The following is a 21,506-nucleotide window of genomic DNA, read 5'->3' as shown; positions in this document are numbered from 1 at the left end:
ACGTCCGGTTCACAGGACCTCCCGCGCCCCGAGAGACCCTCTCCTGACCGTTCCCAATTTCTGGAACACGTTCTACCGTGTGCGCCGTCAGGACCGGCCTGGGAGCCTGGAGGCGCCGTGCATCTCGACCACACGCCCGAGCAGCAGCGGCTGCGCACCGAACTGCGCGCCTACTTCGCCGACCTGGTCCCGGACAACGCGCACGCCCGCTTCACCGACCGGGAAGCCCAGAAGCGCTTCTACCGCGACACCATCCGCCGCCTCGGCACCGACGGCTGGCTCGGCGTCGGCTGGCCCAAGGAGTACGGCGGCCGCGGCCTGACCGCGATGGAACAGTTCATCTTCTTCGACGAGGCCGCCCAGGCCGGCGTACCGCTGCCCCTGATGGCCCTCAACACCGTCGGGCCGACGATCATGCAGTACGGCACCGAGGAGCAGAAGTCCTGGTTCCTGCCGCGCATCCTCTCCGGCGAGATCGACTTCGCCATCGGCTACAGCGAGCCCGGCGCGGGCACCGACCTCGCCTCCCTGAAGACGCGCGCCGTACGCGACGGCGACGAGTACGTCGTCAACGGGCACAAGATCTGGACCACCAACGGCGACACCGCCGACTGGGTGTGGCTCGCCGTCCGCACCGATCCGGACGCCCCGCCGCACAAGGGCATCACCATGCTCCTGATGCCGACGACCGACCCCGGCTACTCCTGCACCCTCATCAACACCCTCGCCTCGCACGACACCACGGCCAGCTACTACGAGAACGTCCGGGTCCCCGTCTCGCACCGGGTCGGTGAGGAGAACCAGGGCTGGCGGCTGATCACCAACCAGCTCAACCACGAGCGGGTCACCCTCGCCGCCCACGGCACCATGGCGATCCGCGCCCTCCAGAACGTCCAGCGCTGGGCCATGGAGACCAAGCTCGCCGACGGCCGCCGGGTCGTCGACCTGCCGTGGGTGCGCCGCCGCCTCGCCCAGACCCACACCCGGCTCGACGCGCTCAAGCTCCTCAACTGGCGGATGGTGAACGCCGTCCAGAACGGCACCCTCACCCCGCAGGACGCCTCCGCCGTCAAGGTCTACGGCTCCGAGGCCCGCCGGGACGCCTACGCGTGGCTCATGGAGATCGTGGCGGCGGCGGGCGCCCTCAAGGAGGGCTCGGTGGGCGACGTCCTGCACGGCGAGCTGGAGCGCGGCTACCGCTCGGCGGTCATCTTCACCTTCGGTGGCGGCAACAACGAGATCCAGCGCGAGATCATCTCGTGGATCGGTCTGGGGATGCCCCGGGTACGGCGTTAGCCTTCCGGCATGACGGGTGATCCGGGATTGTTCGGTCCGAGGTCCGTGACCTGGCAGATGCACGGCGACCCGATGATGTGGGTCGCCGGCGTCCGCGCGCTCTACCTCCAGGCACTGCACCCGCGCGCGGTGCGCGGTGTCACGCAGAACTCCGACTTCCGGAGCGAGGCCTGGGGCCGGCTGATGCGCACCGCCGGTTTCGTGGGCACCACGACCTACGGCACCACCGAGGCCGCCGAGAAGGCCGGCGCCCGGGTCCGGAAGATCCACAGCATGCTCGGGGCGACCGATCCCGACACCGGCGAACGCTACGGCGTCGACGAACCCGACCTCCTGCTGTGGGTGCACTGCGCCGAGATCGACTCCTACCTCCAGGTCGCCCGGCGCTCCGGCTTCCGCCTCACCGACGAGCAGGCCGACACCTACATCGGCGAACACCGGGTCAGCGCCCGCCTGGTGGGCCTGGACCCCGACGCCGTACCCGCGAACCAGGCCGAGATGGCCGCCTACTTCGAGAAGGTGCTGCCCGAACTCGCCGTCACGCCCGAGGCCCGCGAAGTGGACGACTTCCTCCTCCGCCCGCCGACGCACCCCCTCCTCGTGCCGGCGCGCGAGCTGCTGTGGCGGCGCGTGGCGCACCTGGCGTACGCCGCCCTGCCGCCGTACGCCCACGAGCTGTACGGCAGGAAGGCCCCCGAACCGGCCACCGTCACCCGTCAGTTGCGCGCCACCGGCACCTTGCTGCGCTGCGTGCCCGCACGGGTGCGCTGGCAACTCCCGCCCCAGCACATCCTGCGGGCCATGGCCCGGCTCGGCCCGGGCTCCCGGCCCGCCCCGTACAAACTCGGACGATAGGTCGCCATACTGGACGGGCCAGGGGAGGGCGGGGCGAGTTCGACGGGGGCGGTCGCAGGAGATGGGGGACAGCAGGCTCATCCAGGGGCGGTACCGGCTGCTCGATCTGATCGGGCGCGGCGGCATGGGCGAGGTGTGGCGGGCCCGCGACGAGTCGCTGGGCCGGCACGTCGCCGTGAAGTGCCTCAAGCCGCTGGGCGGGCAGCACGACCAGAACTTCACCCGGGTCCTCAGGGAGCGGTTCCGCCGCGAGGCACGCGTGGCGGCGGCCCTCAGCCACCGCGGGGTGACCGTCGTCCATGACTTCGGCGAGTCCGACGGGGTGCTCTACCTGGTGATGGAGCTCCTGGAGGGCCGCAACCTCAGCCAGCTCCTGGAGGACAACGAACAGCATCCGCTGCCCGTCGCCGACGTCGTCGAGATCGCCGACCAGGTCGCCGCCGCCCTCGCCTACACCCACCGGCAGGGTGTCGTGCACCGGGACCTCAAGCCCGCGAACATCGTCCGGCTCACCGACGGCACCGTGAAGATCTGCGACTTCGGCATCGCCCGCCTCGGCCACGACATCGGCTTCACCTCCCGGCTCACCGGCACCGGCATCGCGATGGGCACCCCGCACTACATGTCCCCCGAGCAGATCGGGGGCACAGAGGTCGACCAGCGCAGCGACCTGTACTCCCTCGGGTGCGTGCTGTACGAGATCGCCACCGGGGCGCCCCCGTTCGACCTGGGCGACGCCTGGGCGATCCTCGTCGGTCACCGCGACACCGCGCCCACCCCTCCGCGCAGTCACCGCGCCGAACTCCCCGAGTACCTCGACAAGGTCATCCTCGACCTGCTGGCCAAGCGCCCCGAGCAACGCCCCCACGACGCCCGCGAGGTGGGGCGCCGGATCACACTCGGCCGTACGACACCGGCGTACGTGCCGACCGTGGTGACCCCGCAGCCCGAATTCCCGGCGCCCCGACCCGAACGCCCCCGCGAGACCCGGCTGCCTTCCTGGACCCGCGGCATGACCACCGGCCACAAGGCCACCGGCGTCGGCCTCGCCACCACGCCCCCGGACCCCGCGGCGGGCCTGACCGGCGAGTGGATCGCCCGCCCCGCCACCGGCCGCACCGAGACCCCCGTGCCCGCGGAACCGCCGCTGCCGTCCCCGCAGACGATCACCGCGCTGGCCGGACGGCACAACGCGGGACTCAGCCTGGGGCGTCTCGGCCGCTGGGCGGAGGCCGGCGAGGTGCACCGCGCGGTCGCCGCGGAGCGCGAGCACCTGCTGGGCCCCGACCACCCCGACACCCTCGCCAGCCGCTACGAGGTCGCCTTCACCCTCAGCCGCACCGGCCGCGCCGCCGACGCCCTGCGCGAGTACAAGCACGTGGCCGCGGCCAGGACCCGCATCCTGGGCGCCGACCACCCCGACACCCTCGCCGCCCGCCAGGAGATGGCGTACGTCCTCGGCCGGCTGGGCCGGCACTTCGACGCCCACCAGGTCTACAACTCGGTTCTCGAGGCCAGGGAACGGCAGATGGGGCCCGACCACCCCGACACGCTCCGCTGCCGTCACAACCTCGCCTTCAACCTCAGCAGGCTCGGGCGCCTGGAGGACTCGTACCGGATGGCCTGCGAGGTGGCCGCGGCCCGCACCCGGGTGCTCGGTCCCCACCACCCCGACACCCTGGTCACCCGGTACGAAGTCGCTTATGCGCTCGGCCAGTTGGGTCGCTGGGAGGAAGCCCTGCGGACCTACCACGAGGTGGCGGAGGCGCGTGCCCAGGCCCTCGGCCCCGATCATCCGGACACCCTGGCCGCCCGTTACGAGGTCGGCATCAGCCTGGGCCGCCTCGGCCGCAGCGCGGACGCCCTCCAGCTCTACCGCGACCTGATCGAGGACCGCACCCGCATCCACGGCCCCGCCCACCCCGAGACCCTGCGCGCCCGGCACGGCCTCGGAGTCAACCTCGGCCGCCTCGGCCGCTGGGAGGAGGCGCTCGCCGAGTCCCGTGACGTGTGCGCGATCCGGGAACGCGTCCTCGGACCCGACCACCCGGACACCCTGGTCAGCCGTCGTGAGGTGGCCGTGGGGCTCGGCTGGCTCGGCCGCTGGGCGGACGCCCTCACCGAGTACCGCAGAGTGGCCGCCGCCCGTGAGCACGTCCTCGGCGCCGACCACCCCGACACCCTCGCCAGCCGCAACGACGAGGCCCACTGCCTGGAACAGCTCGGCCGGGGCGCGGAGGCGGTGGAGCTCTACCGGAGAGTGGCGGCCCTCAGACAGCAGCGGGCGTAGGGGGCGCAGGGTTAGGGCGCGCAGGCGTAGGGAGGGGCAGGCGCAGGGAGAGCAGGCGTGAGCACCGCGCTGAGCGCCGTGCGCGCCAGTCCCGCCGAGCGCGCGCGGCCCGCCGGTTGCCGCACCTCTGGCCGACCTAGATCATCACGTGTTACGAAGAACCATGCCTGCACATGAGGGACCTCAGCGGAGCTACGACGCCGTCATCGTCGGCGGCGGCCACAACGGCCTGGTCGCCGCCGCCTACCTGGCCCGGGCCGGCCGGTCCGTGCTGGTCCTCGAACGGCTCGGGAACACCGGCGGTGCCGCCGTCTCCACCCGGCCCTTCACCGGCGTGGACGCCCGGCTGTCGCGCTACTCCTACCTGGTCAGCCTGCTGCCGAAGAAGATCGTCCGGGACCTCGGCCTGGACTTCCGCGTCCGCACCCGCACCGTCTCGTCGTACACGCCCGTGGAGCGCGACGGCAGGCCGACCGGGCTTCTCGTCGGCGGCGGCGAGCGCCGCACCCGGGAGGCCTTCGCCAGGCTCACCGGCGGCGAGAGCGAGTACCGGGCCTGGCAGGAGTTCTACGACATGACGGGCCGCGTCGCGAAGAACGTCTTCCCCACGCTCACCGAACCGCTGCCCACACGGGACGAGCTGCGCCGGCGCGTGGACGACGAGGAGGCGTGGCGGGTCCTGTTCGAGGAGCCGATCGGGGTCGCCGTGGAGGCCCGCTTCGCCGACGACCTGGTCCGGGGCGTGGTGCTGACCGACGCGCTCATCGGCACGTTCGCCGACGCCCACGATCCCTCCCTCGCGCAGAACCGCTGCTTCCTCTACCACGTGATCGGCGGCGGGACCGGCGCCTGGGACGTGCCCGTCGGCGGCATGGGCGCCCTCACCGACGCCCTGGCCGGCGCGGCCCGGGACGCCGGCGCGATCCTCGCCACCGGGCACGAGGTGCTGGGCATCTCCTCGGACGGACGCGCGGCGGAGGTCACCTACCGCACCGCGGACGGCGAAGGCGTCGTCGGCGCCCGGCACGTCCTGGTCAACGCCTCCCCACAGGAACTCGCCGTCCTCACCGGCGACCAGCCCCCCACCCCCGCCGAAGGCGCCCAGCTCAAGGTCAACATGCTCCTCAAGCGGCTCCCGAGGCTGAAGGACGCCGAGGTCGACCCGCGCGAGGCGTTCTCCGGGACCTTCCACATCGCCGAGGGCTACCGGCAGCTGGCCACCGCCCACGCCCAGGCCGCCGCGGGACGCCTCCCCGAGGCCCCGCCCTCCGAGATCTACTGCCACTCCCTCACCGATCCGACGATCCTCGGCCCCGGCCTCGTCGAGCAGGGCTACCAGACCCTCACCCTGTTCGGTCTGCACACCCCGGCCCGGCTCTTCGACCACGACAACGACGGCGTCCGCGAGGAACTCCTTGCCTCGACCCTCGCCCAGCTCGACGCCCACCTCGCCGAGCCGCTCGCCGACTGCCTGGCCACCGACGCGGACGGCCGGCCCTGCATCGAGGCCAAGACCCCGCTCGACCTGGAGCGCGACCTGAGGCTGCCCGGCGGCAACATCTTCCACCGCGAACTGTCCTGGCCGTACGCCCAGGAGGACACCGGCCGCTGGGGCGTGGAGACCCGGCACGCCAACGTGCTGCTGTGCGGGGCGGGCGCGGTACGCGGGGGAGGGGTGAGCGGGGTGCCGGGGCACAACGCGGCGATGGCGGTGCTGGAGCAACTCGGGGACTGACACGTGGCCGCGGCCGATCTTCCTCCCCTGACCGGAATCTGACGGAGCATCAGAAAACCTCTTCCGTCGTCCGGAGGACTGCGGCATCCTGCGCCCATGCAGACGGAGCTGAGCAAGACACTGGGAGTCGAGCACGCCGTCTTCGGCTTCACGCCGTTCCCCGCCGTCGCCGCGGCCATCAGCCGGGCCGGCGGCTTCGGGGTGCTCGGCGCGGTCCGCTACACGGCACCCGACGAACTCAAACGCGACCTCGACTGGATCGAGGCCCACGTCGACGGCAAGCCCTACGGCCTGGACGTCGTCATGCCCGCCAAGAAGGTCGAGGGGGTGACCGAGGCCGACGTCGAGGCGATGATCCCCGAGGGCCACCGGCAGTTCGTGAAGGACACCCTCGCCAAGTACGGCGTCCCCGAACTCGCCGAGGGCGAGGCGTCCGGGTGGCGCATCACGGGCTGGATGGAACAGGTCGCCCGCAACCAGCTGGACGTGGCCTTCGACTACCCGATCCGGTTGCTGGCCAACGCCCTGGGCTCCCCGCCCGCCGACGTGGTGGCCCGCGCGCACGACCGGAACGTCCTGGTCGCCGCCCTCGCGGGCAGCGCCCGGCACGCCGTCAAGCACAAGGAGGGCGGCATCGACATCGTGGTCGCGCAGGGCTACGAGGCCGGCGGCCACACCGGGGACATCGCCTCCATGGTGCTCACCCCCGAGGTCGTCGACGCCGTGGCCCCGCTGCCCGTGCTCGCGGCAGGCGGCATCGGCAGCGGACAGCAGGTGGCCGCCGCACTGGCCCTCGGCGCCCAGGGTGTGTGGCTGGGCTCCCTGTGGCTGACCACCACAGAGGCCGAACTGCCCTCGCCCAAGCTGATCGAGAAGCTCCTCGCGGCCGGCTCCGGCGACACCGTCCGCTCCCGCGCCCTGACCGGGAAACCCGCACGCCAGCTCCGTACCGAATGGACCGACGCCTGGGACTCCGCCGACGGACCCGGCACGCTCCCCATGCCCCTCCAGGGGCTGCTGGTCGCGGACGCCGTCTCACGGATCCAGAAGTACGAGGTCGAGCCCCTGCTCGGTACGCCCGTCGGGCAGATCGTGGGCCGGATGACCAGCGAGCGCAGTGTCCAGGCCGTCTTCGACGACCTCACCCGCGGCTTCGAGAAAGCCGTCGATCGCATCAACCGCATCGCCGGAAGGAGCGGCCAGTGACGAGCACACCCCCCGCGGGCTTCTGGGCCCAGGCCGCCCAGGACCCCCAGCGCACGGTCCTCGTAGCCCCCGACGGTTCCTCCTGGACCGCGGGCCGTCTGCACGCCGCCGCCAACCAGCTGGTGCACGGCCTGCGCGCCGCCGGGCTGGAACGCGGCGACGCCTTCGCCGTGGTCCTGCCCAACAGCGCGGAGTTCTTCATCGCCCATCTCGCCGCCAGCCAGGCCGGCTTCTACCTGGTGCCGATCAACCACCACTTCGTCGCCCCCGAGATCGCCTGGATCGTCGCCGACTCGGGCGCCAAGGTGCTCCTCGCCCACGAGCGCTTCGCCGCCGCGGCACGGCACGCGGCCGACGAGGCGGGCCTTGCGGCGACCCACCGGTACGCCGTCGGCGAGGTCGAGGGCTTCCGGCCGTACGCCGAACTCCTCGCCGGACAGCCGGAGTCGCCGCCCGCCGACCGCGAGCTCGGCTGGGTCATGAACTACACCTCGGGCACCACGGGCCGCCCGCGCGGCATCCGCAGGCCCCTGCCCGGCAAGACCCCGGAAGAGGCGTACCTGGGCGGCTTCCTCGGTATCTTCGGCATCCGGCCCTTCGACGACAACGTGCATCTCGTCTGCTCGCCGCTCTACCACACGGCCGTCCTCCAGTTCGCGGCCGCGTCCCTGCACATCGGCCACCCGCTGGTGCTGATGGACAAGTGGACCCCGCAGGAGATGCTCCGGCTCATAGACGCCCACCGGTGCACCCACACTCACATGGTCCCGACCCAGTTCCACCGCCTGCTCGCGCTGCCCGCGGAGGTCCGGGCGCGCTACGACGTCACCTCCATGCGGCACGCCATCCATGGCGCCGCACCCTGCCCCGACCACGTGAAGCGGGCGATGCTCGACTGGTGGGGGCCCTGTGTGGAGGAGTACTACGCGGCCAGCGAGGGCGGTGGGGCCTTCGCCACCGCCGAGGACTGGCTGAAGAAGCCCGGCACGGTCGGCAAGGCCTGGCCCATCAGCGAACTCGCGATCTTCGACGACGACGGCAACCGGCTGCCGCCCGGCGAACTGGGCACCGTGTACCTGAAGATGAACACCGGCGGCTTCGCCTACCACAAGGACGAGGCCAAGACGCGGAAGAACCGCATCGGCGACTTCTTCACCGTCGGCGACCTGGGCTACCTCGACGAGGACGGCTACCTCTTCCTCCGCGACCGCAAGATCGACATGATCATCTCCGGTGGGGTCAACATCTATCCCGCCGAGATCGAGTCCGTGCTGCTCCAGCATCCCGCCGTCGCCGACGCGGCCGCCTTCGGCATCCCGCACGACGACTGGGGCGAGGAGGTCAAGGCCGTGGTGGAACCGGCCCCGGGGCACACCCCGGGGCCGGACCTGGCCGCCGACCTCCTCGCCCACTGCGCCGAACGACTCGCGGGCTACAAGTGCCCGAAGAGCGTCGACTTCATCACCGAGATGCCCCGCGACCCCAACGGCAAGCTGTACAAGCGACGCCTGCGGGACCCGTACTGGGAGGGGCGCTCCCGGCCGGTGTGAGCCTCAGGGCCTCAGGCAACTCGAGATCTCAGGCACTCCGGCCCTCAGGAGCGGACCCGGACGACCCGCAGCGACGGCGACGACAGGATGTCCTTCTCGCAGAACCGGGACGACACCCACTTCTCCGCCGAGAACAGCCCTGTCTGATCGCTGAAGTGCGGCGAGTCGGGGTTCGAGGACTGGGAGTACGTCAGCAGCGTCCGGGCCACCGGGCAGCGGCTGCCGTTCCAGCCGACCGCCTGGATGTAGCTGGACCCGGTCGTCACCTCGGTGTACCCGCCGTTCGCCGGGTCCCAGACCGGCTCGACCTTGTTCCACACGCCCAGCGACTCGGTCCCGCCCGGCACGGCGATCCGCTTGCCGTTCCGCACGACGAACTGGTGCTCGCCGAGCCGGGAGTCGAGCGGTATGCCGGCCGCCCTCAGCTCGGTGACGGTGTCCGCGAGCGCTGTCGCGAAGGCCGGCGCGTCCGTGTTGAGCGTGTTCGGCGTGCCCACCGGGTCGGCCGCCGAGAACGGCACCTTCCACAACTGGGACACCGGCAGCCTCCGCCACAGCCGGTCGAAGAGGAGCGCGCCCCGGCTGCCGGTGTCCGCGGTGCGGTCCCAGGCCGCGAGCACCCCGCAGGCCGCACCGACGTCAACGGCCTTGCCGTCACTGCCGGTTGCCGTCCCGCCCGGCAGCGCCGCACAGGCCTTCGCCGCGTCCGCCGCGACGAGGTCGCCCGCGGTCACCCGGTTGGCGAACTGCTGTGCCTGGAGGTCCCGTACGGTCAACTGCCCGCGCGCGGCCATCGCGGCCACGTCCCGCAACGCCCCGCGGGTCCGCATCGAACGCTGGGTGCCGATGGTGCCGAAGACCCGCTCGTACCCGGTGATCGGACGGTCCGCGTTGGCCAGCCAGGCGCTGTCGTTGGAGTTCTCCGCGTACGGCGCGTCCTTGAGGACGGGCATCTTCGAAGGCCCGAAGATGCCCGGCTGTACGGCGTCCGGATCGCTGCCGAGTGCGCAGTCGCCGCGGGAACCGTCGAGGATCGCCACCCCGGAGGCCGGGTAGGTGACCCTGCCCAGGGGGGTGGAGCAGCGCTGGGCCAGCTCGTCGGTGATCCGGGGGAGCACCTGGGACTGCGTGAACAGCGTGTGGCCCCGCGAGTCCGCGGCGATCGTGTTGACCCACGGCAGGCCCTGGGTGCGCTTCAGCGCGTCGAGCATGTCGGCCGTGCTGCGGGCTTTGCTGAATCCCAGGGCGGTGTCGGAGGCGCGCAGGTTGGTGGCGTTGGGGTCGTTCAGGGCGTAGGCGGTCGTGGACGTCCACGGGAGCGGGAGCGCTGCGCCGAGCGAGGTGACGACCGGGCCGTACCGCGTCCACCACTGGCTCTTCGTCACCGGTTCACCGTCCTTGACGGCGACGGTCACCCTGCGCTCGGTCATCCGCTCCGGCTTGCCGTCCACCAGGTACGCAGTGGGGTCCGCCGGGTCCAGGGTCAGCTGGTGCAGGTTGAGCGTGACGCCGGTGGCCACGGTGTGGCTCCAGGCCACCTGGGCGTTGTGACCTATGGAGACCGTCGCCGAACCGAGCAACGAGCCGCCGGAGACGTTCAGTTCGCCGGGGATGGTCTGCTGCGACTGCCAGAAGCGGCGGCCGCCCTGCCAGGGGTAGTGCGGATTGCCCAGCAGCAGCCCGCGACCGTTCGCCGTGGTGGACCCGCCGAACGCGACGGCGTTGGAGCCCATGTCCGCGGAGTCGGCGGCGAACAGCTCACGGGCGGCGCGGGCGATGTCCTGGGCGTCCGGGGTGCCGGTCGAAGGGGTACCGGCGGACGTGGCGCCGGCCGGCGAGGTGCCGGCCGGCGGGGTGGTGGACGCGGGTGGCTGGGCGGCCGTGATGCCGTCCACGGCCCGCCCCTGGCCGCCGAGCACGGCGAGCGCGAAGTTGCGGGCGGCCACGTCCTGGACCGACACGGGACGCACCCATGCGGCACCCCGGCACGTCGGGTCGGTGATCCGGTTCTTCGCCAGCCAGGTGTTGTAGCCTGCGGCGAAGCCCCGCATCAGCTCCTTCACCTCACGGCCGGGACCGAGCGGCGCGGGCTGGGCCAGCAGCTTCTCCACGGTGCCCGCCTCCCGCACCCCGCGGAAGTACAGGTCGCTGGAGAGGTTCCTGGTGGCGGAGGAGAGCGCGGAGTCGGCGGCCGCGTCGGCCCCGAAGTACCGCGAACGCTCGCCGCGTACGGTCACGAACCCGTCGGCGAGGGCACACACCTGGTCGGCGGCCTGCGCCCATCCGGTGCCGAAGCCCAGGTCGGCGTAGTTCCTGGCGAGGATGTGCGGGATGCCGTACTCGGTGTAGCGGATGGTGGCGGACAGACCGCCGTGGGACGGGTGGCGCTGTTCCTGGTGCTGGTCCTGCGCGGCTGCGGCCGGCAGTGTGCCGACGGCGGCGAACAGGGCCACGGCCGCGACGACCGTGCGTCTGGGGCGGGTGCGCATCGTGCCTCCCAACGTCATTGAGGGAAGGAGCGGTTGAGCGTACCAACCGGTAGGTTGTCCCGTATGACGCCTGGACAGGGAAGTACGGTTGACGGGGTGCTGCGCCGCAGCGCCCGGCGCACCCCGGCGCGCGTCGCGGTGGAGTACGGCGAGCGCTCGTGGACCTACGAGGAACTCGACGACGCGGTCTCGCGCGCGGCGAGCGTCCTGCTCGGGGAGGGCCTCTCGCGCGGCGACCGGGTCGGCGCCTACGGCCACAACTCCGACGCCTACCTCATCGCCTTCCTGGCCTGCGCCCGCGCCGGGCTGGTGCATGTGCCGGTCAACCAGAACCTCACCGGGGACGACCTCGCGTACCTCCTCGACCAGTCGGGCAGCGCGCTCGTCCTGGCCGATCCCGACCTCATGGACCGGCTCCCGTCCGACGTGCGCACTCTGCCGCTGCGGGACGCCGAGCGTTCCCTGCTGGCACGCCTCGACGCGACCGCGCCGTACGACGGCCCCGAATCCCGCAGCGAGGACCTCGTCCAGCTGCTCTACACCTCCGGGACGACGGCCCTGCCCAAGGGCGCGATGATGACCCACCGCGCCCTGGTGCACGAGTACCTGAGCGCGATCACCGCCTGCGACCTGAGCGCGGGGGACCGGCCCGTGCACTCGCTGCCGCTGTACCACTCGGCCCAGATGCATGTCTTCCTGCTGCCGTACCTCGCGGTCGGCGCGACGAACGTCATCCTCGACGCGCCCGACGGCGACCGTGTCTTCGACCTGATCGAACAGGGCCGCGCGGACAGTCTGTTCGCCCCGCCGACGGTGTGGATCGGCCTGTCCAACCGCCCCGACTTCGACACCCGCGACCTCAGCGGGCTGCGCAAGGCGTACTACGGCGCCTCGATCATGCCGGTGCCGGTTCTGGAACGGCTGCGCGAGCGGCTGCCGAAGCTGGGGTTCTACAACTGCTTCGGGCAGAGCGAGATCGGCCCGCTGGCGACCGTGCTCGCGCCCGACGAGCACAAGGGGCGGATGGACTCCTGCGGCCGTACGGTCCTCTTCGTCGACGCGCGGGTCGTCGACGAGGACGGCAAGGACGTGCCCGACGGCACGCCGGGGGAGATCGTCTACAGGTCGCCGCAGCTGTGCGAGGGGTACTGGGACAAGCCCGAGGAGACCGAAGCGGCCTTCCGGGACGGCTGGTTCCGCTCCGGGGACCTCGCGGTGCGGGACGCGCACGGCTACTTCACGATCGTCGACCGGGTGAAGGACGTCATCAACTCCGGTGGTGTGCTGGTCGCTTCACGCCAGGTCGAGGACGCGCTCTACGCCCATGACGCCGTCGCGGAGGTCGCTGTCATCGGTCTGCCCGACGAGCGCTGGGTCGAGGCCGTCACGGCGGTCGTCGTCCCGCGCGGCGAGGTCACCGAGGCCGAACTCCTCACCCACGCCCGCGAGAAGCTGTCCCACTTCAAGGCACCCAAGCGGGTTCTCTTCGTGGACGAGCTCCCGCGGAACGCGAGCGGGAAGATCCTCAAGCGAGAGCTGCGGGACCGGTTCGCGGGCTGACGGGAGGGCTCTGCCCCTGGCAGAACGGCACCGGTACGCCCCGCCGTCCCGGCTACGTTTCCCGGCATGGACACCGTGAAGACGAACGGCATCACTCTCGCGTACCGGACCTGGGGGCCGGAGCACGCCCCGCCGGTCCTGCTGTTGCACTGCCGTGGCGCCGACGGGGCCGACTGGGCTCGGATCGCCGAGCGGCTCGCCACGGGGGAGCGTCCGCGCCGCGTCTACGCCCCTGATCTACGGGGGCACGGTCGCAGCGACTGGCTCGGCGAGGTGCCGGGGGCGTACGCGTACGAGGCGATGCGCGACGACCTGCTCGGTTTCCTGGCTGCGGTCGGGGCCGAGCGTGCCGATGTCGTGGGTCACTCGCTCGGCGGTGCAGTCGCCTGTCTGCTCGCGCAGGCCGAGCCCGCTGTCGTACGACGGCTGGTGCTGGAGGACGTGCCCGCGCCGCTGCCCCTCGACCCGCCCCGACCGCCCGCGCCCGCTCCGGACTCCGAGCCGTCGTTCGACTGGGCCATGCTGCGGGCCACCGACGCGCAGCGCAACGCCCCCGACCCCCGGTGGTGGGACCGCATGGCGCGGATCACCATGCCGACCCTGGTCGTCGCGGGCGGGACCACCAGTCCGATCCCGCAGGACGAGGTCGCCGCACTGGCCGCGAGGATCCCCGGCGCCGCACTGGTGACCGTCGGTGGTGGTCACCTGGTGCACGAGACCAGGCCGGAGCAGTTCCTGGCCGTCGTGGAGCCCTTCCTTCAGGCACCCTTCTCCGAGGCGCTCGCCACTACTTCGCGAACGCCGTCATGAAGCGGTCCCGGAACTTGTCCATGGCCCAGACCGGGGCGTCGTCCGCGGGCTTCAGACCGTCGGTCCAGTGCCAGTCGGCCACCCGGTCCAGGATCTTCGGGTCCTTGGCGACGATCGTGATCGGCACGTCCCAGCTGGTGGAGCCCTTGGTGACGGTCGGCACGGGCTGGTGGTCGCCGAGGAAGACGAGGACCGTCCGCTCGTCGCCGTAGCGCTGCATCCACTGGGTCAGGCTGTCCACGGAGTACTGGATGGCCTTGCGGTACTCGGTGCGCACCCGCTCCTGGCTCTTCCAGACCTCGGTCGGGTTCGTGCCCTCCTTCTTGATCTGCTCGAAGACCGTCCCGTCGCCGAGGTCGTTCCAGTCGATGGTGTGGGCGATCGGCGACCAGGGGTTGTGGCTGGAGGCCAGGATGATCTCCGCCATGATCGGGTCCCGGTTCTTCTTGCCGTGCTCCAGCTTCTGGAAGGCCTCCAGGCTGAACTGGTCCGGCACCGGCGTCCAGCTGAAGTAGGGGCCCTTGTAGCCGAGGTGCTTGGAGTCGTAGATGTGGTCGAGGCCGAAGTACTTGCCCTCGGGCCAGGACTTGCGCACACCCGGCACGATGCCCACCGTGCGCCAGTCACCGGTCTTCTGGAAGTAGCTGGTGAGGGTCGCCCGCTTGCTGGAGGTGAGGTTCAGGTACCGCTGCTGGTTCTTGACCCACAGGCCGGACAGGAACGTCGAGTGGGCCATCCAGCTGCCGGCGCCCGTCACCGGGGACCTCAGCCAGCCGCTGCGCGACGCGAACCCGGCCGACTTGAGCGTCTCGTCGCCCTTCTTCAGCGTCGCGTCCATCTCCGGTGCCATCGCCGGGTCGTCGATCGCCACCCGGCCGTAGCTCTCGATGAAGGTGAACATGACGTCCTTGCCGCGCAGCCCGTTCAGGAGCTGGTCGGGAGGAGTGGCGGCGAAGGCGTCCACCGCGGACTCCTTCTCGAAGACCTTGGCGTCCCCCAGCCCGTTGCGCAGGTGCTGCACCCGGTTGGCGAGGAACTCGGTGTTGCCCTTGGTGGCGAAGGTGACCCCGCCGAACTGCACGCCGACCATGAAGCAGGTCACCCACACCGTCGCCAGGACGAGCGTGGTGCGCACGGCCACGGGGCGGTGCCGGGACATGACGTTCGACAGCCGGACCACCGCGAGCGTGCACAGCGCGAGCACCGCGATCATCAGGACGATCACCCCGATGATCGCGAGCACCTCGCCGGTGCGGCCGAACGACTCCCGGAGCCAGTCCGTCGCGTTGCCCAGCATGATCCAGTCGAAGACCAGGTCGAACGGCCTGGCCAGGGTCTGGTAGAAGCCCATGTCCATGAACTTCAGGAGGCTGAACAGGCCGAGGAACAGCCCGAAGCAGACCGCGGCGATCCGGCGTGCCTTCGGCGGCAGCACGAGCAGCACGGCCGCGAGGACGATCGCCTCCACGGGCAGCCTGAAGAAGGACCGGACGTTCATGTGGTCGAGCCGGTTGGGGAACAGCAGTACGAGCAGGACCAGCAGCCCGGCCAGCACGCTCGTCCCGACGGACACCCCGCGTGCGGTACGGGGGTAGCGGCGGCGCCAGCCGAACCAGCCGGGGCGCGCGTCCGCAGCGAGGGAGGAGTCGGTCACGTCCGTGGCGAGGGGCTCCACCGCGTCCGGCGCCGATGCGCTCTCCTCACCTGCCCCTTCCGTCACTTCTTCCCCCGTGGCACCCCCGCTGTCCGCGTCCCCCTCGCCCCCAGCGGTACCCGGCAGTTGGCGAGAGCGAGTGAAGAGTGACACCCGGTGGTCCTTCCGTGCGGTCTTGCTGTGACGTGCGGTCCTGCCGCGACGGCATGACGAACAGGGCCCGGTGACCGAGCCTGCCACCACCAGTACGGTCGCACGTCACGTTCCGTTCAATCGCACGCGGGTCGGGATTGCGCCCTCACCCGTCGGCCGCCACCGCCACCTTCTGCGCCCACCGGTAGTCCGCCTTGCCGCTCGGGGAGCGGTGGATGGCGTCCGCTATCACCAGCTGACGCGGCACCTTGTAGCCCGCGAGCCGGGTGCGGCAGTGCGTCTGGATCTCGTCCAGGGACATCCCGCCCGCGCCCTCGCGCAGCTGCACCACGGCGGCCACATGGTGTCCCCACTTCACGTCCGGCACCCCGGCCACCAGCGCGTCGTATACGTCCGGGTGGGCCTTGAGAGCCTGCTCGACCTCCTCGGGGTACACCTTCTCGCCGCCCGTGTTGATGCACTGCGAGCCCCGCCCGAGGACGGTGACCACGCCTTCCTCGTCCACGGTGGCCATGTCGCCGAGCAGCACCCAGCGCTCGCCGTCCTTCTCGAAGAAGGTCTCGGCGGTCTTGCGGGGGTCGTTGTAGTAGCCGAGGGGCACATGGCCGCACTGCGCGACCCGCCCCACCTCGCCCACGGCGACGGGCTCACGGGTCGCGGGGTCGACCACCTGGGTACGGGCGTTGACCCGGACGCGGAAGCCGCGCTCGGGACCCGAGTCCTCGGTGGCCGTGCCGTTGAAGCCGGACTCGGAGGAGCCGAAGTTGTTGAGCAGCATGGCGTTCGGCACGAGCGCGCGGAACTGCCGGCTCACGGTGTCCGACATGATCGCGCCCGACGAGGACACGCTGAACACGGACGACATGTCGGTGCCCTTCATGGGCCCTTCCAGCGCGTCGATGAGGGGCCGCAGCATCGCGTCGCCCACCAGCGACATGGCGCTGACCTTCTCCGCCTCGACGGTCCTGAGCACCTCCTCGGGCACGAACTTGCGGTGCAGCACGACCCGTTGGCCGAAGTTGAAGCCGATGAGCGTGGTCAGGGTGGAGGTGCCGTGCATCAGTGGGGGAGTCGGGAAGAAGGTGATGCCGGCTCCGCCCGCGGCGACCCGCTCGGCGAGTTCCTCGGGCCGCCGGACCGGCTCCCCGGTGGGTGCGCCGCCGCCCAGTCCCGAGAAGAACAGGTCCTCGTGACGCCACATCACCCCCTTGGGCATCCCGGTGGTGCCCCCGGTGTAGATGATGAACTGGTCGTCGGCCGAGCGCGCGGGAAAGCCGCGCTCCGGTGATCCGGAGGACTCGGCCTCGGTGAAGGGCACCGCGGCCGGCCCGCCCTGCTCCGTGGCCGTCCCGACCCGCACCAGGTGCCGCAGGCTCCCGGTCTGGGGCTGCGCGGCCGCCACCCGGTCCGTGAACTCCGCGTCGAAGACCAGCCCCACTAGATCCGCGTCCCGGTAGAGGTAGACCAACTCCTCCTCGACGTAACGGTAGTTGACGTTGACCGGGACGATCCGCGCCTTCAGGCAGCCCAGCAGCGTCTGCACGTACTCCACCCCGTTGTACAGGTGCAGCCCCACGTGCTCGCCCGCCCGGATCCCGCTGTCCAGCAGATGGTGACCGATGCGGTTGGCCGCGGCGTCCAGCTCCGCGTACGTCAACCGGCGCTCCGCGCCCGTACCGGGAAGGTCGAGGTACGCCAGCGCCTCACGGTCCGGCACCACGTCGACGACCGACTCGAACAGGTCGGCAAGGTTGTACTCCACCGCTCCTCCTGACCCCACACGGCCTGGTTCTGTGACGGTTCGCCGGTCATCAGAGCAAAGGGCGGCGTGACTGTGAAGGGCTCGCGCGAAGAAATCTGACTGTCTGTCAGAAAACCCTTGAAGTGCGTCGGCGGCTCCTGCAACCTGTTCTCGTTCTGGCAGAGGGGAGACGGGCGATGGGTGGGACGGAACACCTCGACATCCGCCGCGAGGGCGCCACGCTGGTGCTCACGCTCAACAGGCCGGAGGCGAAGAACGCGCTCTCGTTGCCGATGCTCGTGGGCCTGTACGACGGGTGGGTGGAGGCCGACGCCGACGACTCGATCCGGTCGATCGTGTTCACCGGCGCGGGCGGCACGTTCTGTGCCGGCATGGACCTCAAGGCGCTGGCCGGCAAGGGCATCGAGGGCGAGCACTACCGGGAGCGGCTCGACGCCGACCCCGACCTGCACTGGAAGGCGATGCTGCGCCACCACCGCCCCCGCAAGCCGGTGATCGCGGCCGTCGAGGGCCACTGCGTCGCGGGCGGCACCGAGATGCTCCAGGGCACCGACATCCGGGTGGCCGGCGAGACCGCCACCTTCGGTCTCTTCGAGGTCAGGCGCGGCCTGTTCCCGATCGGCGGCTCCACGGTCCGGCTGCAACGCCAGATCCCGCGCACCCACGCGCTGGAGATGCTGCTCACCGGACGCCCGTACACCGCGCGGGAGGCCGCAGGCATCGGCCTGATCGGGCATGTCGTCCCGGACGGCACCGCGCTCGACAAGGCCCTGGAGATCGCCGAACTGGTCAACGCCTGCGGCCCGTTGGCGGTGGAGGCGGTGAAGGCCTCGGTCTACGAGACGGCCGAGCTGACGGAGAGCGAAGGCCTGGCCGCCGAACTGAAGCGGGGCTGGCCGATCTTCGACACCGCCGACGCGAAGGAAGGCGCTCGTGCCTTCGCCGAGAAGCGACCGCCCGACTACCAACGCCACTGAAGGAGCCCGGGCATGCCCGAAGTCCTCAAAGCCCCCCTCGTCGTCGAGTTCCCCTTCACCCGCTCCCTCGGCCCGGTCCAGAGCGCCTTCCTGACCGCCCTGCGCCAACGGGTCGTCCTCGGCGTGAGGACGCGTGACGGCCGCACCCTGGTCCCCCCGGTCGAGTACGACCCCGTCACCGCCGACGAACTCAGCGACCTCGTCCACGTCGGTGTCACCGGAACGGTCACCACCTGGGCCTGGAACCCCGCCCCGCGCCGGGGACAGCCCCTCGACACCCCCTTCGCCTGGGTCCTGGTCAGGCTCGACAACGCCGACACCGCGCTCCTCCACGCCCTCGACGCCCCCGGCCCCGACGCCGTGCACACCGGCATGCGGGTCCGCATCCGCTGGGCCGAGGAACGCGTCGGCGCCATCACCGACATCGCCTGCTTCGAGCCGGACGACGAGGAAGCGGCCGAAGTCACCGTCCACGTAGGCGAGTTCGACGACCCGGTCACCGGCATCGTCGCCGAGGCCCGGCTCGACTACACCTACTCACCGGGCCGCGCCCAGACCGCCTACATCAAGGCCCTGGAGAACGAACGACGGGCCGTCGGCGAGCGCTGCCCCTCCTGCCGCAAGGTCTACGTACCCCCGAGGGGCGCCTGCCCCACCTGCGGGGTCGCCACGTCGGAACAGGTCGAGGTGGGCCCCGCCGGCACGGTCACCACCTTCTGCATCGTCAACATCAAGGCGAAGAACCTCGACATCGAGGTGCCGTACGTCTACGCCCACATCGCCCTCGACGGCGCCGACCTCGCCCTGCACGGCCGGATCGGCGGGATCCCCTACGACCAGGTGCGCATGGGCCTGAGGGTCGAGCCGGTGTGGACCGAGGACGGCCGCTATCCGGACCACTACCGGCCGACCGGCGAACCCGACGCGGAGTACGACACCTACAAGGAGCTGCTGTGAGCCGGGACATCGCGGTCGTCGCCTTCGCCCAGTCCGACACCCTGCGCTCCACCGCGGAACTGTCCGAGGTGGAGATGCTCATGCCGGTCCTGCACGAGGTCCTCGACCGGACCGGCCTGAAGACCGCCGACATCGGCTTCACCTGCTCCGGGTCCTGCGACTACCTCGCCGGCCGGGCCTTCTCCTTCACCCTGGCCCTCGACGGCGTCGGCGCCTGGCCGCCCATCTCCGAGTCCCACGTCGAGACGGACGGGGCCTGGGCCCTGTACGAGGCCTGGACCAAGCTGGTGTCCGGGGACGCCGACACCGCGCTGGTGTACTCCTACGGCAAGTCCTCGCCCGGCTCCCTGCGCGATGTGCTCACCCGGCAGCTCGACCCGTACTACGTCGCCCCCCTGTGGCCCGACTCCGTCGCCCTCGCCGCCCTCCAGGCCCAGGCGCTGATCGACGCGGGCGACACGGACGAGCGCGAACTGGCGGCGATCGGCGCCCGCAGCCGCACCACCGACAACCCGCACGCACAGCTCAAAGGACCGGTGCCGCAAGGGGATTACCTCGTACAGCCGCTGCGCACCGGAGACTGCCCGCCCATCGGCGACGGAGCCGCCGCCGTCGTCCTCGCGGCGGGCGAGCGCGCCCGGGAACTGTGCGAGCGCCCCGCCTGGATCCGCGGCATCGACCACCGCATCGAGGCCCACTCCCTCGGCGTCCGCGACCTCACCGACTCGCCCTCGACCCGGCTGGCCGCCGAGAAGGCCGGGGCGTTCGAACGGCCCGTCGACACCGCCGAGTTGCACGCGCCGTTCACCTCGCAGGAGGTCGTGCTGCGCAAGGCGCTCAGGCTCGGCGACGGGGTGACGATCAACCCGTCCGGCGGGGCCCTCGCCGCCAACCCCATGATGGCCGCAGGCCTCGCCCGCATCGGAGAGGCCGCCGCCCGCATCCACCGGGGCGAGTCCGACCGCGCCCTCGCCCACGCCACCTCCGGGCCCTGTCTCCAGCAGAACCTGGTCGCCGTACTCGAAGGGGATCCGCGATGAGCAAGGAGCCCGTGGCCGTCGTAGGCATCGGCCAGACCAAGCACGTCGCCGCGCGCCGCGACGTGTCGATCGCCGGGCTCGTCCGGGAGGCGGCCCGAAGGGCCCTCGACGACGCCGAGCTGACCTGGGCCGACATCGACGCTGTCGTGATCGGCAAAGCGCCCGACTTCTTCGAGGGCGTCATGATGCCGGAGCTGTACCTGGCCGACGCGCTCGGCGCGGTGGGCAAACCCATGCTGCGGGTGCACACCGCGGGCAGCGTCGGCGGCTCCACCGCCCTCGTCGCCGCGAACCTGGTCGCGGCCCGGGTGCACGGCACCGTGCTCACCCTCGCCTTCGAGAAGCAGTCCGAGTCCAACGCCATGTGGGGCCTGTCCCTGCCGATCCCCTTCCAGCAACCCCTGCTGGCCGGGGCGGGCGGCTTCTTCGCACCCCACGTGCGCGCGTACATGCGGCGCACCGGGGCCCCCGACACGGTCGGCTCGCTGGTCGCGTACAAGGACCGCCGCAACGCCCTCAAGAACCCGTACGCACATCTGCACGAGCACGACATCACCCTGGAGAAGGTCCAGGCCTCGCCCATGCTCTGGGACCCCATCCGCTACTCCGAGACGTGCCCCTCCTCCGACGGCGCCTGCGCCATGGTGCTCACCGACCGGGCCGGTGCCGCCCGCGCGCCCCGGCCCCCGGCGTGGATGCTGGGCGGCGCGATGCGCAGCGAGCCGACCCTGTTCGCCGGCAAGGACGCCGTGTCGCCGCAGGCCGGCAAGGACTGCGCGGCCGACGTGTACCGACAGGCCGGGATCTCCGACCCGCGCCGGGACATCGACGCCGTCGAGATGTACGTGCCGTTCTCCTGGTACGAGCCCATGTGGCTGGAGAACCTCGGCTTCGCCGACGAGGGCGAGGGCTGGAAGCTCACCGAGGCCGGGGTGACCGAGCTGGACGGGGACCTGCCCGTCAACATGTCGGGCGGAGTGCTCTCCACCAATCCGATCGGCGCCTCCGGCATGATCCGCTTCGCGGAGGCCGCGCTCCAGGCCCGCGGACAGGCCGGGGAGCACCAGGTGGACGGCGCCCGCAGGGTGCTCGGCCATGCCTACGGCGGCGGCTCGCAGTTCTTCTCGATGTGGCTGGTGGGGTCCCAGCCCCCGGATGCGTGAAATGCCCGC

General features: G+C 71.5%; 15 protein-coding genes. 12 read left to right on the top strand and 3 right to left on the bottom strand.

Translation table 11 applies throughout. The features are described from left to right. Positions 1-117: 117 nt before the first annotated feature. The 6 genes from AQJ54_RS29675 (at position 118) to AQJ54_RS29650 (ending at position 8,932) form a co-directional block, all read left to right on the top strand. Entirely contained in the window at positions 118-1,296 is a 1,179-nt protein-coding gene (locus AQJ54_RS29675) for an acyl-CoA dehydrogenase family protein (protein WP_062031921.1), read from the top strand. Between the two features lie 9 nt (positions 1,297-1,305). Continuing rightward, entirely contained in the window at positions 1,306-2,151 is an 846-nt protein-coding gene (locus AQJ54_RS29670; RefSeq protein WP_107121163.1) for an oxygenase MpaB family protein, read from the top strand. A 61-nt stretch (positions 2,152-2,212) separates the two neighbouring features. Further along, the gene (locus AQJ54_RS29665; RefSeq protein WP_062242291.1) at positions 2,213-4,441 is read left to right on the top strand and encodes a serine/threonine-protein kinase; all 2,229 of its coding nucleotides are present in this window, start codon (positions 2,213-2,215) and stop codon (positions 4,439-4,441) included. A 163-nt stretch (positions 4,442-4,604) separates the two neighbouring features. Next, positions 4,605-6,176 (top strand): phytoene desaturase family protein, encoded by a 1,572-nt coding sequence (locus tag AQJ54_RS29660; protein WP_062242289.1) that lies wholly within the window; start codon positions 4,605-4,607, stop codon positions 6,174-6,176. Positions 6,177-6,272: 96 nt separating this feature from the next. Continuing rightward, positions 6,273-7,382, top strand: coding sequence for a nitronate monooxygenase (locus AQJ54_RS29655; protein WP_062031928.1), 1,110 nt, complete (start codon positions 6,273-6,275; stop codon positions 7,380-7,382). After that, positions 7,379-8,932, top strand: coding sequence for an acyl-CoA synthetase (locus AQJ54_RS29650; RefSeq protein WP_062242287.1), 1,554 nt, complete (start codon positions 7,379-7,381; stop codon positions 8,930-8,932). Before AQJ54_RS29655 ends, AQJ54_RS29650 begins: the two co-directional genes overlap by 4 nt. Positions 8,933-8,976: 44 nt before the next feature. Here the strand turns inward: AQJ54_RS29650 and AQJ54_RS29645 are convergent, their stop codons facing one another. After that, positions 8,977-11,421 carry a penicillin acylase family protein gene (locus AQJ54_RS29645; RefSeq protein ID WP_062242285.1) on the bottom strand — a complete coding sequence of 815 codons (2,445 nt, stop codon included), beginning with the start codon at positions 11,419-11,421 and terminating at the stop codon, positions 8,977-8,979. Positions 11,422-11,484: 63 nt separating this feature from the next. On the opposite strand from AQJ54_RS29645, the gene AQJ54_RS29640 reads away from it, so the two are divergent. Both AQJ54_RS29640 and AQJ54_RS29635 read left to right on the top strand, forming a co-directional pair. Next, on the top strand, positions 11,485-12,981 hold the full coding sequence (locus AQJ54_RS29640; RefSeq protein ID WP_062242283.1) for an acyl-CoA synthetase: 1,497 nt from the start codon (positions 11,485-11,487) through the stop codon (positions 12,979-12,981). A gap of 66 nt (positions 12,982-13,047) precedes the next feature. Continuing rightward, positions 13,048-13,791 (top strand): alpha/beta fold hydrolase, encoded by a 744-nt coding sequence (locus AQJ54_RS29635; RefSeq protein ID WP_062242281.1) that lies wholly within the window; start codon positions 13,048-13,050, stop codon positions 13,789-13,791. On the opposite strand, the gene AQJ54_RS29630 is transcribed toward AQJ54_RS29635, so the two are convergent. Together AQJ54_RS29630 and AQJ54_RS29625 are read right to left on the bottom strand one after the other, a co-directional pair. After that, positions 13,769-15,511, bottom strand: coding sequence for an alkaline phosphatase family protein (locus tag AQJ54_RS29630; protein ID WP_079070050.1), 1,743 nt, complete (start codon positions 15,509-15,511; stop codon positions 13,769-13,771). The two genes, AQJ54_RS29635 and AQJ54_RS29630, sit on opposite strands and share 23 nt — an antisense overlap. Before the next feature lie 232 nt (positions 15,512-15,743). Next, positions 15,744-17,360 (bottom strand): acyl-CoA synthetase, encoded by a 1,617-nt coding sequence (locus AQJ54_RS29625; protein ID WP_062031941.1) that lies wholly within the window; start codon positions 17,358-17,360, stop codon positions 15,744-15,746. A 176-nt stretch (positions 17,361-17,536) separates the two neighbouring features. Here AQJ54_RS29625 and AQJ54_RS29620 point away from each other — a divergent pair, with 176 nt between their 5' ends. The 4 genes from AQJ54_RS29620 to AQJ54_RS29605 are packed head-to-tail and all read left to right on the top strand — an operon-like array spanning position 17,537 to position 21,497. Continuing rightward, on the top strand, positions 17,537-18,337 hold the full coding sequence (locus tag AQJ54_RS29620; RefSeq protein WP_062242279.1) for a crotonase/enoyl-CoA hydratase family protein: 801 nt from the start codon (positions 17,537-17,539) through the stop codon (positions 18,335-18,337). 12 nt (positions 18,338-18,349) lie between these two features. Beyond that, positions 18,350-19,294, top strand: coding sequence for a Zn-ribbon domain-containing OB-fold protein (locus AQJ54_RS29615; protein ID WP_062242277.1), 945 nt, complete (start codon positions 18,350-18,352; stop codon positions 19,292-19,294). Further along, positions 19,291-20,334, top strand: coding sequence for a thiolase domain-containing protein (locus AQJ54_RS29610; RefSeq protein WP_062031949.1), 1,044 nt, complete (start codon positions 19,291-19,293; stop codon positions 20,332-20,334). Before AQJ54_RS29615 ends, AQJ54_RS29610 begins: the two co-directional genes overlap by 4 nt. Then, a complete protein-coding gene (locus tag AQJ54_RS29605) occupies positions 20,331-21,497 on the top strand; it encodes a thiolase domain-containing protein (RefSeq protein ID WP_062031951.1) in 1,167 nt (388 codons plus the stop codon). Before AQJ54_RS29610 ends, AQJ54_RS29605 begins: the two co-directional genes overlap by 4 nt. Positions 21,498-21,506 lie beyond the last annotated feature (9 nt).

The organism is Streptomyces griseorubiginosus (genome assembly GCF_001514195.1).
Classification (GTDB): domain Bacteria; phylum Actinomycetota; class Actinomycetes; order Streptomycetales; family Streptomycetaceae; genus Streptomyces; species Streptomyces griseorubiginosus.
The sequence above is the reverse complement of the archived record's forward strand: the minus strand, read 5'-3'. Positions and strand labels throughout refer to the sequence as shown.